The organism is Staphylococcus sp. HMSC062A01, from assembly GCF_001836805.1.
Lineage (GTDB): Bacteria > Bacillota > Bacilli > Staphylococcales > Staphylococcaceae > Staphylococcus > Staphylococcus haemolyticus.
Map to the genome: position 1 here is coordinate 1 of NZ_KV830638.1, position 14,079 is coordinate 14,079.

The 14,079-nt window shown below is 33.8% G+C and carries 12 protein-coding genes and 2 pseudogenes; 10 read left to right on the forward strand and 4 right to left on the reverse strand.

Annotated elements, in window-relative coordinates:
* Positions 1-257 precede the first annotated feature (257 nt).
* Positions 258-2,285: a glucose-specific PTS transporter subunit IIBC gene (gene ptsG, locus HMPREF2715_RS08470; protein WP_053025316.1), complete on the forward strand. Its 2,028-nt coding sequence runs from the start codon at positions 258-260 to the stop codon at positions 2,283-2,285.
* Positions 2,286-2,459: 174 nt separating this feature from the next.
* Here the strand turns inward: ptsG and HMPREF2715_RS08475 are convergent.
* A pseudogene (locus HMPREF2715_RS08475) lies at positions 2,460-3,510 on the reverse strand (zinc-dependent alcohol dehydrogenase family protein).
* Between the two features lie 204 nt (positions 3,511-3,714).
* Here HMPREF2715_RS08475 and HMPREF2715_RS08480 point away from each other — a divergent pair.
* Together HMPREF2715_RS08480 and HMPREF2715_RS08485 are read left to right on the forward strand one after the other, a co-directional pair.
* Entirely contained in the window at positions 3,715-4,119 is a 405-nt protein-coding gene (locus HMPREF2715_RS08480) for an acyl-CoA thioesterase (protein ID WP_070581871.1), read from the forward strand.
* 20 nt (positions 4,120-4,139) lie between these two features.
* The gene (locus HMPREF2715_RS08485) at positions 4,140-4,472 is read left to right on the forward strand and encodes a thioredoxin family protein (RefSeq protein WP_070581873.1); all 333 of its coding nucleotides are present in this window, start codon (positions 4,140-4,142) and stop codon (positions 4,470-4,472) included.
* A 111-nt stretch (positions 4,473-4,583) separates the two neighbouring features.
* On the opposite strand, the gene HMPREF2715_RS08490 is transcribed toward HMPREF2715_RS08485, so the two are convergent.
* Complete coding sequence (locus tag HMPREF2715_RS08490; RefSeq protein ID WP_070581875.1) at positions 4,584-5,540, reverse strand: L-lactate dehydrogenase; 957 nt, start codon at positions 5,538-5,540, stop codon at positions 4,584-4,586.
* Between the two features lie 163 nt (positions 5,541-5,703).
* Between HMPREF2715_RS08490 and HMPREF2715_RS08495 the strand changes: the two genes are divergently transcribed.
* On the forward strand, positions 5,704-6,675 hold the full coding sequence (locus HMPREF2715_RS08495; protein ID WP_070839852.1) for an alpha/beta hydrolase fold domain-containing protein: 972 nt from the start codon (positions 5,704-5,706) through the stop codon (positions 6,673-6,675).
* Positions 6,676-6,785: 110 nt separating this feature from the next.
* Here HMPREF2715_RS08495 and HMPREF2715_RS08500 read toward each other — a convergent pair.
* Positions 6,786-7,715, reverse strand: a pseudogene (locus HMPREF2715_RS08500) (EamA family transporter).
* Positions 7,716-7,814: 99 nt separating this feature from the next.
* Between HMPREF2715_RS08500 and HMPREF2715_RS08505 the strand changes: the two are divergent.
* Positions 7,815-8,699, forward strand: a complete 885-nt coding sequence (locus tag HMPREF2715_RS08505) for an AraC family transcriptional regulator (RefSeq protein WP_070581879.1) — start codon at positions 7,815-7,817, stop codon at positions 8,697-8,699.
* A gap of 18 nt (positions 8,700-8,717) precedes the next feature.
* On the opposite strand, the gene HMPREF2715_RS08510 is transcribed toward HMPREF2715_RS08505, so the two are convergent.
* Positions 8,718-9,038 (reverse strand): hypothetical protein, encoded by a 321-nt coding sequence (locus tag HMPREF2715_RS08510; RefSeq protein WP_070581880.1) that lies wholly within the window; start codon positions 9,036-9,038, stop codon positions 8,718-8,720.
* A 427-nt stretch (positions 9,039-9,465) separates the two neighbouring features.
* On the opposite strand from HMPREF2715_RS08510, the gene pgsB reads away from it, so the two are divergent.
* From pgsB to HMPREF2715_RS08530, 5 genes are read left to right on the forward strand one after another with little or no spacing between them, the layout of a single operon-like run.
* Complete coding sequence (gene pgsB, locus HMPREF2715_RS08515; protein ID WP_011274856.1) at positions 9,466-10,623, forward strand: poly-gamma-glutamate synthase PgsB; 1,158 nt, start codon at positions 9,466-9,468, stop codon at positions 10,621-10,623.
* A 1-nt stretch (position 10,624) separates the two neighbouring features.
* The gene (gene pgsC, locus HMPREF2715_RS08520; RefSeq protein ID WP_011274857.1) at positions 10,625-11,077 is read left to right on the forward strand and encodes a poly-gamma-glutamate biosynthesis protein PgsC; all 453 of its coding nucleotides are present in this window, start codon (positions 10,625-10,627) and stop codon (positions 11,075-11,077) included.
* 23 nt (positions 11,078-11,100) lie between these two features.
* Positions 11,101-12,174 (forward strand): CapA family protein, encoded by a 1,074-nt coding sequence (locus tag HMPREF2715_RS08525; protein ID WP_048667803.1) that lies wholly within the window; start codon positions 11,101-11,103, stop codon positions 12,172-12,174.
* Positions 12,149-12,325: a hypothetical protein gene (locus HMPREF2715_RS12090; protein WP_011274859.1), complete on the forward strand. Its 177-nt coding sequence runs from the start codon at positions 12,149-12,151 to the stop codon at positions 12,323-12,325. The genes HMPREF2715_RS08525 and HMPREF2715_RS12090 overlap by 26 nt, the downstream gene beginning before the upstream one ends.
* A gap of 1 nt (position 12,326) precedes the next feature.
* Complete coding sequence (locus tag HMPREF2715_RS08530; RefSeq protein ID WP_070839855.1) at positions 12,327-13,922, forward strand: gamma-glutamyltransferase; 1,596 nt, start codon at positions 12,327-12,329, stop codon at positions 13,920-13,922.
* Positions 13,923-14,079: the final 157 nt, after the last annotated feature.

Genomic DNA, 14,079 nt, shown 5'->3' on the forward strand with positions numbered 1-14,079 from the left:
ATCTCAATATTTGGACTCATCAGTCCGATTTGACCTAGAGCCGAATATTTAAATTATAAAAAATGTAAGATATTAGCAAAAAAATATTGAAAACGCTTTATATTATAGGTATAATTAAATTGTTAAAAAAGAACTGCGTGTTACTATTCGATTAGGCATGAGCAGATAAGCTATCATTATTTTTGTCATAAATGATGAGCTTATTTGGTCATGCTTTTTTAATGCGTAAAAAGATACATTGAAAGGATTGAATCAAAATGTTTAAAAAGCTATTTGGACAATTGCAACGAATTGGTAAAGCATTAATGTTACCTGTGGCAATCTTGCCTGCAGCTGGATTATTACTAGCAATTGGAACAGCTTTTCAAGGTGAAGCATTACAGCAATATCTTCCATTTATTAAAAATGGAGTAATTCAAAATATTGCTAGCATGATGACAGGTGCTGGTGGTATTATTTTTGATAACTTACCTATCATTTTTGCACTCGGTGTAGCAATAGGACTAGCAGGTGGAGATGGTGTAGCAGCCATTGCAGCTTTTGTCGGATTTATTATTATGAATAAAACAATGGGAGCATTCTTAAATGTTACGCCAGCACAATTGGAAGACCCATCTAAAGGATTCGCAAATGTTTTAGGCATACCTACACTTCAAACTGGAGTGTTTGGTGGGATTATTATAGGGGCTCTAGCAGCTTGGTGTTATAACAAGTTTTATAATATTTCCTTACCATCGTATTTAGGATTCTTTGCGGGTAAACGTTTTGTGCCGATTATGATGGCAACGACATCGTTTATTTTAGCTTTCCCAATGGCTTGGATTTGGCCATTCATTCAAAATGGATTAAATGCATTTAGTACAGGTTTATTAGATTCTAATACTGGATTGGCAGTATTCTTATTTGGATTTATTAAACGATTACTTATTCCATTTGGTTTACATCATATTTTCCATGCGCCATTTTGGTTTGAATTTGGTTCTTGGAAAAATGCAGCTGGAGAAATTATTCGAGGAGATCAACGTATTTTTATTGAGCAAATACGTGAAGGTGTTCATTTAACTTCAGGTAAATTCATGCAAGGTGAATTTCCTGTTATGATGTTTGGATTACCAGCAGCAGCATTAGCAATTTATCAAACAGCTAAACCTGAGAATAAAAAGGTAGTTGGAGGCTTGATGTTATCAGCAGCTTTAACATCATTCTTAACTGGTATTACTGAACCATTAGAATTTTCATTCTTATTCGTAGCACCATTATTATTCTTTATTCATGCAGTACTTGATGGATTATCATTTTTAACGCTTTATCTACTAAATTTACATCTTGGATATACATTCTCTGGAGGATTCATAGATTTTGTTTTATTAGGTATTCTTCCAAATAAAACACCATGGTGGTTAGTGATTCCGGTAGGATTAGTTTACGCTGTCATTTATTATGTAGTATTTAGATTCTTAATTGTTAAATTCAACTTCAAAACGCCAGGTCGTGAAGATAAACAAGCCTCTGTAGCTAATACATCTGCAAGTAAATTACCATTTGATGTGTTAGATGCAATGGGCGGTAAAGAAAATATCAAGCATTTAGATGCTTGTATTACGCGTTTACGTGTTGAAGTCAATGATAAATCTAAAGTAGACGTTGAAGGACTAAAAGCGCTTGGTGCTTCAGGGGTGCTTGAAGTAGGAAATAATATGCAAGCGATTTTTGGACCTAAATCAGATCAAATTAAACATGATATGGCACGTATTATGAATGGAGACATCACAAAACCTAGTGAAACCACTGTGACTGAAGATACATCAGATGAGCCAGTACAGTTGGAAGAGGTAAAAGAAACTGATATCTATGCACCAGGTACGGGTCATATTATTCCATTATCTGAAGTGCCAGATAAAGTATTCTCAGAAAAAATGATGGGTGACGGTATTGGGTTTGTTCCTGAAAAAGGCGAAATTGTAGCACCATTTGATGGTACAGTTAAAACGATTTTCCCAACGAAACATGCCATCGGTTTAGAATCTGATACAGGAATTGAAGTATTAATTCATATTGGTATCGATACAGTGAAATTGAATGGTGAAGGCTTCGAAAGTTTAGTCGATGTCAATGAACCTGTCACACAAGGTCAACCATTAATGAAAATTAATTTAGCATACTTAAAAGAACATGCGCCAAGTGTTGTCACACCAGTGATTATTACAAATCAGGGTGATAAAACATTAACATTCGATGATGTTGATTCAGTAGATCCTGGTAAACGCATTATGACAATTAAATAATAAAACAAGCCTGGGACATCATATGTGTCTCAGGCTTGTTTTATGTGTTGGCAGTCGATGACTGAATTGAAAAGGTGTTGTCTCAAGGTTTTCAATTCTAATCCTCTTTGCCATGGCGGGGCGACGAATTCAGAAAGAATGCTGTCCCCCTTATTTTTTATTTAATAAACAACATTATTCAGTTATATCATTCTCAATTAATAATTTGATAGCTTTATGATCTGTAGCATTTCTGAATAAATCATAAGCATGTTCAATATCACTTAATTTACTATAATGTGTCATGAGTTGTTCAGGTTGAATGATTTTAGATTTGAGAGCTTCCAACAATTCTTCAGTAGTATTCGCCGAAACTAAACCTGTTGTCACATTGATATTCTTAATCCATAATTTATCGATATCAAATTGTACTGGTAATCCATGAACACCAAAATTAGCGATTGTCCGTCAACACCAATTAACTTTTGACATAAATCAAAGGTTTGTGGAGTACCAACATCTTCAATGGCTACGTCCGCACCACGATGGTTCAATGTTTTTACTTGAGCAACAGCATCTTCAACATTCGTTGAATTAATTGTATGTGTAGCACCTAATTCCTTGGCAGTTGCTAAACGATTATCATCCAAATCGAGCATAATAATTTTAGAAGATGAATAAAATTGTACTGTTGATAATGCAGCTAATCCAACTGGACCTGCACCTACTATCGCAACCGTACTACCTGGTTTAACTTTACCTTTTAAAACACCAATTTCATAACCCGTTGCTAAAATGTCAGAGAGCATAACGAGTGCTTCGTCTGGTAAAGATTCTGGTGCATGGTATAAAGAGTTGTCTGCGAAAGGTACTTTAAAATATTCTGCTTGTGTACCATCTATGAGGTGACCTAATATCCAACCGCCATCTTTTTCACAATGTGCATAAATACCTTTTTTACAGTAGTAACATTTACCACACGACGAGATACAAGAAACAATGACTTTATCTCCAACTTTGAAATTGTTTACACTTTAACCAACTGATTCAACGAAACCAATACCTTCATGGCCAAGTGTTGTGTTTGATGGTACTTCCGATGTATCGACTTTAATAATATGTAGATCAGTACCACAAATCGTGTTTTGACCATTCTAATAATTGCATCTGTACTTTCCGTAATGATTAGCTTCTCTTTATCAATCAGTTTTGCAAAGCCTGGCTTTTCATAAACATAAGCTTTCATATGAATTATTCTCATAAAATATGCGAATATTTTCACAAACACTATACTATGTAAATTTGGTTATGTATTTAATGAAAATAATATATAATAAAATAGACATGTATATAGTACGCTCATTAAATGTTGTATAGTTAAAGTAGATGAAAAATGCATGTAAACGTCGTAGAATATAATTGAATGATGACTTAAAGGAGATTATATTTTATGGAACATGAAGGCTTGTTAGTCGCCGAAAGAGAAATAGAAGTTAACAATTACGATATCGATGCAATGGGGATTGTAAGTAATATCGTCTATATACGCTGGTTTGAAGATTTACGTACAATATTTATTAATGAATATATGACATTTTCAGAAATGATGAAGCAACATATATCGCCAATATTAATGAAGACAGAAATAGAGTATAAAGTTCCAATTACGATACACGATAAACCTGTGGGGCGTTGCTGGTTTGTTAAAGATGGAAGAATGAAATGGGTATTTAAATTCGAAATTACCTCTGGAGATAAAGTGCATTGTATTGGACAGCAAACAGGTGGTTTCTTAGATTTAGAACGTCAAAGAGTAACTAAGATGCCAGAGGTATTTCAAAACTTATTAAAATAAGTGAAAGTATAGGTGAGGATATGGCAAAGCATTTGAGTAATATGGAAGCCTTCCATCAAATTATTAATAATAATCAGTTAGTAGTAGTTCACGTAATGCGGGATCATTGTTCAGTGTGCCATGCAGTATTACCACAAATTGAAGATATTGTAGCATCTTACCCTAATGCAGAACTCGCCGTCATAAATCAATCAGATGTCGAAACCATTGCAGGTGAATTATCTATATTTACTGTACCCGTTGATTTAATCTTTATGAATGGTAAAGAAATGCATCGCCAAGCTCGATTTATAGATATGCAACGATTCGAACATCAGTTGAAATTAATGTATGATAGTTGCTCTGAAACATAAAGTGAGAGCGGGGCCCCAGCAAAGAGAATTTCATAAAGAAATTCTACAAATAAAGCAAGCTGGGGTTACGAATTAATTTCTGTCCCGCTCCTTACGCACTTACTTTTAATATCAGCACATTTGATCAATGATAGCATCGGCTTGTCGCTGATAGTCTAAGATGATATCAGCAGAATGATGTAGCTGTGATAATTCTTCTTTTGAGAGAGCTAATTCAATAATTCGGTCAGCACCATTTCCGTTAATAACGGTAGGTACACCGATATATACATCACTCAATCCATATTCACCGCCAACGTAACTTGAAACATTCATAATGATATTTTTATTAAATAAGATGGCTTCTACGATTCTAACTAGACTTAGTGATATTCCGAAATTGGTTGTGCCTTTTCGAACATAAATATCGTAACCAATTTGAGTTGTACGGTTGGAAATGGAAGTCTTAAATGCTTCTATATTCGTATTAGAAGGTAATAAATCTAACACCGGCTCACCTGCAATTTGTGCGTGTGACCATACTGCGACTTGTGAATCACCATGTTCACCAATAATAGGTGCATAGACTTGATTCGGTGCTACATCGAATTCTCGACTTAAAAAGAATTGGAAACGCGCAGTATCTAAAGAAGTGCCTGAACCAATGATTTTATTTTTAGGAAAATTCGACACTCGTTTAACGACGTAACTCATAATGTCGACAGGATTGGAAGGTAATACAAAGTAGCCATCGAAACCACTATCTACAATACGTTGAATCATTGGGACAAAAATGTCTACATTATCTTCTAGTAGCTTAAGACGTGTTTCACCTTTAGCAAGTTTAGCACTTGCACAAATCACTATAATATCAGCGTCTTTACAGTCTTCATACTGTCCGACGTGCACATTTACGAAGTTATCGCCAAATGGAGTCGCATGATTTAAATCCCACACATCTGCTTTAGCCTTATCCTCATCAATATCTATAATTGTCATCTCATCCACTAAACCTTTAGCTACGATTGCATGTGCAAACGCAGATCCTACATAGCCACTTCCAATAAGTACAATTTTATGACGTGCCATAAATCGTTGCCCCCTTTTATAATTTGAAAATTCAGATAATTTATATAAGGATAGCATGTTTTCCTTAAAATGAAAATATTGTTTAACGATAACAGTGTTAATTACTAAATGAATTGTCGTTTAAGGTTTATAATATAGACATGTATAGGAGGTCGTTTAAGCTATGAAAAAAAGTATGATAACCGTAGCAACATCTGCGATATTAGGAACATTAGCATTTATTAAAGTTAAAGAGAAACGCAGTTACAAAAGTTTTATAACTGAAAAATATATACGAATGTCTGGCATGAAAAAAACGTTTGAAAATGAAGCGGACGCGAAAAAAGCATTGGAAGAAACGAAAGAAATTACAGCTGGAAAATATGGTGGCACTAGTTATGAATTTAAACATGACGTTCGAACAAAAAGTTGGAATGGGTGCGTCACATATATTGTGAATGACCAACGTAACCATCAACAAAAAGTTGTTTTATATATTCATGGTGGTGCATGGTTCCAAGATCCACTAGATAATCATTTTAATTTTATAGATGAACTCGCAGGACAACTTGATGCGAAGGTCATTATGCCGATATATCCTAAAGTACCTCATCGTGATTATCGTACTACATTCGAATTATTAAAACTTATTTATGATAAACAAGCTGCCAAAGTTGAAAGCAGTGAACAGCTTATTGTGATGGGAGATTCTGCAGGCGGACAAATTGCATTGTCATTTGCCGAATATTTAAAAGCAGAAACTACACTTCCACAACCTGGACATATTGTAATGCTATCTCCAGTGTTAGATGGTACGTTAAGCAATCCAGATGATAAAACGTATGAACGTATTGATCCAATGTTAGGTATAGAAGGTAGTAAATACTTTATAAAATTATGGGCTGGCCAATTACCTATTGAGGACTATAGAATATCGCCAATTAACGGTGACTTAGAAGGATTAGGTCGATTATCCATTTTTATTGGTACAAAGGAAACGTTATACCCTGACGCTTTAAAATTATCCCAAATGCTTAATGATAAAGGTATTGAACATGATTTTATGCCAGGATATAATTTATTCCACATTTATCCTATCTTCCCATTACCAGAAAGACAGAAATTCTTTACACAACTTAAATCAATTATTCTATAAAAATTAAGCGCCGAGGACGAGATGATTACTAAAGTGACACGATGAATTCACGAAGAATTCTGTGCTATTCAGGCTAGTCATCGTTCAATTCCTTGGCGCTACATTATTGATTACATTTCTTCAGGTTGTTTCTTAAGTGACAACATTAAAATTAAAATAAGAATTAATACGATTCCAATGACTTGGACTGATTGGAAAGTAACACCAAGCCATAATGCACTTGTAACAACTGCTATCACTGGTTCAATCGTACCTAATAACGTTGTCTCCTTAGGTAATAAGTATTTAAGACTATCTATAAATAGATAAAATGCGAAAGCAGTCCCAGCGATAATACCAAAAATTACATAAATGATTGTAGATGCACTCATGTTGCTAAAGCTAACATCCCATATAAGATGCTTGAAACTCATTGCACAACCTGAAATAATCATTGCCCATCCTACTATTAGAATTGAAGGGAACTTTTCAAGTAAGCCTGTGGCATAAATCGTGTAAAACGCAAGTGCTAAGCCAGAGATGATTCCCCAGAACAAACTCGTAGGTGATACGACTAAATGAGAGATAGATCCATTTGTTAAAAGTAAAAAAGTCCCAATTAGCGTCATTGCAATGGCTAAAATATCAAAAGGACGAAATACATCAAGACCACGTATGACGAACCAAATAATGATATAGACTGGTGCAATGTATTGGAGAAGTGTAGCTACTGCGACATTGCCGGTTGCGATGGATGCCATATAAGCGTATTGGACAAAAAGCATTCCGATTAAACTATATATAAACAAATTAACAATTGTTTTGGGCTTCTTAAAAACAATAAACATAGATTGCTTAGGATGTAATAGTTTGTACAGACTCAACAAGGAGATGCCACTTATTAGTAGGCGAGCAGTAACATACCAATCCACTTCAATATCTCGTTGATTAAAGAGTAAGTCGGAAACAGTCCCACCTAATCCCTATAAAGTAGCACCTATAATTGCAAATAATACTCCTTTTAATCTGTGTTGTGTGTGATTCATTGAATGCACCTCCATCTGTATTTTGTTTTATTATAAATCTCATAATATAATGTATATAAATTTGGTAATACTCAAATAGTAATTAAAAGTATCAAGATATTGAGGTAGTGCGATATGGTTTCTAATATTATTATTAATGAAGACTTAGAAGAAAAGATTAATTATCCTGATCGACGTTGGCCACATGTCATTCTACATACATCATTGAGTGAGACATTACTCGGATATATACCTTTACATTGGCATTATGCCTTGCAATTTATGTATGTCACAAACGGTGTGATTAAGGTAAAGTTAGCAGAAAATACATTGGAGATACATGAAGGGGAGGGATTATTTATTAATTCAAACGTTGTACATGAAATTCGTGACGCGAATGAATGCGCGCGTTTCTATTGCTGGAACATTGGATTGCCCAATGTCACGGAATATATCAATTTTACTTATGTTAGTCGAATTGTTGATCAAGCGCAATCCATTCCATTTATTAAATTAATACCAAAAGATGAAGAAAATGTAAGTTTGTTACGGCGTATTGAGATAGTAGGACATATTTACTTATCACAAAGAGATTATTATCAACTGCAAATTCTTAGCGAATTTTATCAATGTCTAAATCATCTTTTAAATATTTTTGATCAATATGAACAAATCAATCAATATTTCTTTGATCCAAGAGTTAAACAATGTATTGAATACTTACAAAGTCATTATCATAAAAAGGTGCAACTGAGTGAGTTAAGTCATATGGTTCATATGAGCGAAGCGGAGACGATTAAGTTGTTTAAACGATTTGCAGGGGACACGCCACTCAATTTCTTACAAAATTATCGACTAGAGCAGAGTGCTAAGCAACTCATGTATCATCATAAAAATGTGACTGAAGTGGCAATGGATTGTGGATTCTCAACTACAAGTTACTTTATACAAAATTTTAAGCAGAAATATTCACTCACTCCTAAGCAATTTCAAATAAAATATGCAAAGTATTTAAAATAAAATAGGTGCATAGTGTCATCAATCAGATGAGCTTGCACCTACTTTTTCAGTATTTGTATTTGAAATTGTATCATTTGTATTTGAAACGGTTTCTTCTTTGGCAACATCATCACTTGTTGCTGAAGCTTTATTTAACTTTGTATCATTTATGCCTTCGTTAGAATCTTTAGTAACACTATTAATGTGTTGATGGTCTGTGTCTAAAACTGAACTACTCATATCATTGCCTTGTAAGCTACCCACAAGAATCAATACCAAATAGCTTGAACAAATTAATAATACCATTGCTAAATATATGCTAATTGCTATCTTAACAGGTTTAGTCAAAGGTTTACCCATCAGTATCCTCCTAAAGTTGTATCTTTAATTACCTCTAAATTAACATCAGAATTTTAATCTAATGTAAATGCGACGTAAATATTTGATGATTTCTCAAATAACTAGAACTAAATTTAAATTTTAGAAAAATATTTTTAAAATCATTCTTTATTTGTAAAAGTAAAATATTGAATATTTCTAAAAAAATTAATCTTTGTTAATATAATTTTACATTAGATTTACAATGTTAAAACTGACTAAATACGCACATGATAGCATATCCTTATTAGAAGTAATAATTTATTTATTATGTTCATATGAAGCAAGAGCGTTTGGATTTATTAGTCACTTCTATAGAAAATGTTTAAAGACATTTTTGATATACATAGTAATGAAATACGTATTTAGACAACTTAATATTAAAACAATTAAAGAGAGGTACTACACTGTGATTCTCATTATAATTTGTATCGCATTGATTTTATGGCTTGGTATTAAAGAGAAGAATCGCCATACTAATCGACTCAATAAGATTCCAATTAGAATCAACATAAATGGTATTCGTGGTAAATCAACGATTACGAGAATGATTTATAGCGTATTAAGAGAAGACCATTATCATGTTATTGGTAAAACCACAGGCACAGATGCTCGAATGTTGTATTGGTTTACTGACAAGGAATACCCCGTTATTAGAAAACCACAAGGCGCGAATATTGGTGAACAACGTGACATTGTGCGGAAAGTTGTTAAACAAAAAGCTGACTCTTTAGTTAATGAATGTATGGCAGTTAATCCAGACTATCAAATTACTTTTCAAAAAGATTTAGTTAAAGCCAATATAGGCGTTATCGTCAATGTCATGGAAGACCACATGGACGTACTTGGACCTACACTTCAAGATGTTGCTCAAGCGTTTACTGCAACAATTCCTTACAAAGGGACTTTAGTTGTTATGAAAGACGACTATACGAAATTCTTCGCAAAAGAAGCTAAGAAACGTAAAACAAAGTTAATTGTCGTAGATAAAGATGAAGTTCCGGAATCATATTTAAGAAAGTTTCCATATCTCGTCTTCCCAGATAATGTTGCTATTGCATTAGGCGTTGCAGAAGCTGTTGGCGTTGATAAGGAAACAGCATTGAGAGGCATGTTAAATGCACCACCTGATCCTGGTGCGGTTGAAATCAAATACTTTAATGCAAATCGCACACGAAATGTATTTGTTAATGCATTTGCTGCTAATGAACCTCAATCGACAAAAGCTATTTTAAACAAAGTTGAATCTTATAACTATCCATATACGAAAAAAGTAGTGATTTTAAATTGTCGTTCAGATAGGGTAGATAGAACGCGTCAATTTGTTGAAAACTTTATTGATGATGTAGACTTTGACACACTCATTTGTACAGGTAAAAGTACACAAATGGTGACAGACTTAATGCAGCACTTACCTGATAAAAAATATCTTAATTTTGAAAACCGTGAGTTCCCAGAAATTGAGAAAGCTATTTTGCAAGAGTCACAAAACGCACTCATATTCTGTGTAGGAAATATTCATGGTCCAGGTGGTAGAATAGCAGAATTTATAGAAGGGATAGAATAAAATGATAGGTTCAGAATTATACTTCTCCCTATTTGTCGGTATTGTATTAAGTTTAATATTTGCCGAGAAATTTGGGATTAATCCAGCAGGACTCGTTGTACCGGGTTATTTAGCACTTATATTCGATCAACCCATCATGTTGTTATCTGTGTTAGTTATTAGTTGTTTAACATTTTTCATAGTTACATATGGTATTAGTAGATGGGTTATTTTGTACGGAAGAAGAAAATTTGCGGCGATGATTTTAACTGGGATGGTACTTAAATTCCTGTTCGACTTGATTTATCCATTGACGCCATTTGAAATGGTTGAAGTGTCTGGTATTGGTGTCGTTATTCCTGGAATCATTGCGAATACAATTCAAAAGCAAGGTGTCGTGATTACGTTATCAACAACGATGTTACTTACATGTATCACGTATGTCATCTTATTCTTATATAGCTTTATTAATTAATCGCGAGCAAGGAGCGCAGAGTAATGAAAAAGAAAAAACGGTTATCAGCGAGCGAATGGTTACTTAAGCAATCGAAACGTCACAAACGTTTCAATTTTAGCTATACACTTATCGTTTTAATTGTGGCACTTGTACTTCTAGTATTCGCTATTAGAGCTGTAAAAGTTGAGCCAGTCGAGGCAATGCCAAGCTCAGGTAATGATTATATTCGTAGTACATATTTAGGTAATATCACATTGAATAAACATTTTCGACAAATGGATCTTAACGAAGTGTTTAAAGGGTTAAAGCAACCACTTCAACAAAGTGACTTTTCAACTGCTTCACTTCTAGTGAGCCATTTCTCAAATGATCCTAAAACGAATATTAAGAAGAATATTGAGAATATAATGTTCTTGAAAAAAGAAAATGTTAAAAGTGTCAATTTAATTAATAATACGATTGATAACGTGCAAGCCCAAGATTTAAGTAAACAAGTGGAAGCACAAACGGATTATAACTTTATGACTGGTAATGGCTCTAACCCAATTAATAGTAAGACGGTGCAACAAACGGTTAAAGGTAAAAAAATAGCTAACGTGTCATTCACTGATGTAGGTTCAAACTATGAAGATCCACTTAAAAATACAACATCTATTAGTTTAGACCCCAAAATATTTGTTCCATTAATCAAAAACTTAAAAGAAAATAACGATTTAGTTGTCGTAAACGTGGATTGGGGTATTACCAATGAACGTAGTGTGACGGATCGTCAAAAAGAATACGCACATGCGCTAGTGAAATCCGGTGCAGATGTAATCATTGGTCATAACTCAGTTGTCCAAAAAGTTGAAAAATATAAAAATGCAAGTATCTTCTATAGTTTAGGTAATTTAACATCAGATTCATTCTTATCTAAAAACCAAAAAGGTATGGTAGTTCAACACGATTGGAATGGGCAGCATAATAAATTTAGCATTACACCTGTACGTGGTGCAGATGGCAAAATAACGAAAGACAACATGAATAAGATGGAGGCACAACGTTATTACAATAATATAAATGATAAATCAATTCACCTTAAAGAGGAGAATGGAGGATATACCTTTGAATATTAAAAAACATTGGTTAGGTATTGTAACAACGCTCATTATAATTGCAATTCTATTGATGGTGACGTTTGCCAAAGCGAACGAAGGCCTTGATAACTACGAGAAAAATGAATTAAAAGATGCAACGGAGCAATATTTATCTAAAGGGGCCAGTTAGTATGAATATTTATAGTAAAGTGACATTATCAGTCATTTTAGTTATCACCATTTTAATATCATTTGTCTTTTACTACTTTAATAAAGAAGACAGACCTGATAAAGATACATTATTCGAAAATAAAATTGCAGATCATAAATCATCTGGCAGTAATAAAAAATATGGCGTAGCATCTAATAATGCGATTGCCACGCGTGTCGGTAATAAAATTATTGAAGATGGCGGTAATGCAGTAGACGCAGCTATGGGTGTTTCTTATGCGCTAGCGGTATCAGAACCGCATTCGTCAGGCTTAGGCGGCGGCGGTGCCACGCTTACATATAACGGTAATGAAGGCGAAGAACCAAAGATGTACGAATATAAAACGCTATCTTCTTATAATTATAAGAAAGGCGATGAAATTGGTACACCTGGATTTGTGCAAGGTATGCATGATATGCATCAACGAGAAGGTAAAATGGATGAGAAGAAAATTTTTAGTTACGTAGTGCCATTAGCCGAGGATGGCTTCGAAGTTGATTCAGAATTAGAGCGTAGTTTGAAAATCTACGGTTCTGATATCGATCGAAATTCACCTTTCTTCAAAGGAAAACGTACAGTACGTGAAGGCGATGTAGTTAAACAGCCCGCTTTAGCTAAAACACTTAAAGGTATTAGAGATAAGGGGCCTAAATATTTCTATAAGGATATTGCTAAGAGTGTATCTAAACAAATCGATAGTGAATTAGTTGAGAAAGACTTTTCAACATTTAAAACTGAAGAAAAGAAACCAGTATCAACTAAATATTTAAATAATACAATATACTCTGCATCAAATCCTTTAGGTGGGGTTTTAATGTTACAAGGTTTAAAAATTGATGAAAGTGCCAATTCAAATAATGATAGAACAGATTATATCAATGGCATTATTAAATCACGTGATGTAATGTACCGAAATAGAGATATTGTTAATGGTCAGGAAGCGAATAACGACTCACACTTATCGGAAAATTATTTATTAGACAATTTAAATAATGTAAATAGTGGCGGCAATGAAATGAATAGTGATTTTGATACGTCATTAGATACGACGAGTACAACTCATTTTGTTGTCATTGATAAGAATGGTAAGCTTGCTAGTACTACAAATACATTATCTAGTTTCTTTGGTTCAGGTAAATTTGTTAAACAAGGTTTCTATATGAACAACTCTTTAACAAATTTCTCAAGTGATCCTAATAGTCCGAACTATGGTGGAAAACATAAAGCACCACGTTCTTATACATCACCATCCATTGTTGTTGGTCCGGATTTCTATATGGGTATTGGTACACCAGGTGGGAACAAAATTCCTACCATCTTAAATGAAGTGTTGATTGACTATTTAAGAAGTGACGGTTCCCTACAAGAATCTATTGATAAACCACGTTTTTATAACGATGGTGGTACAGTTTATTATGAGAATGCGACAAGTGATGAAGATATCAATACATTCAAGAGTATGGGATATGGTGTTAAAGAAAAACGTAATGACGCAAACTTTGGTAGTGTTCAAGGTGCAATATATAATAAAAATAATCAAACTGTTGAAATCGGTCAAGATGTTGGTAATAGATAATGGTTTGGCAAAAGCAAAATAATAAAGTAGGCTGGGACAAAATAAAATGTCTCAGCCTACTTTATCATTTTGTCAGTAGCTGACTGATTTGAAAATGCGCTTGAATCAAGCTTTTTTCAAACCTAGTCATCTTTGACGGGGTAGGACAACGGAATAA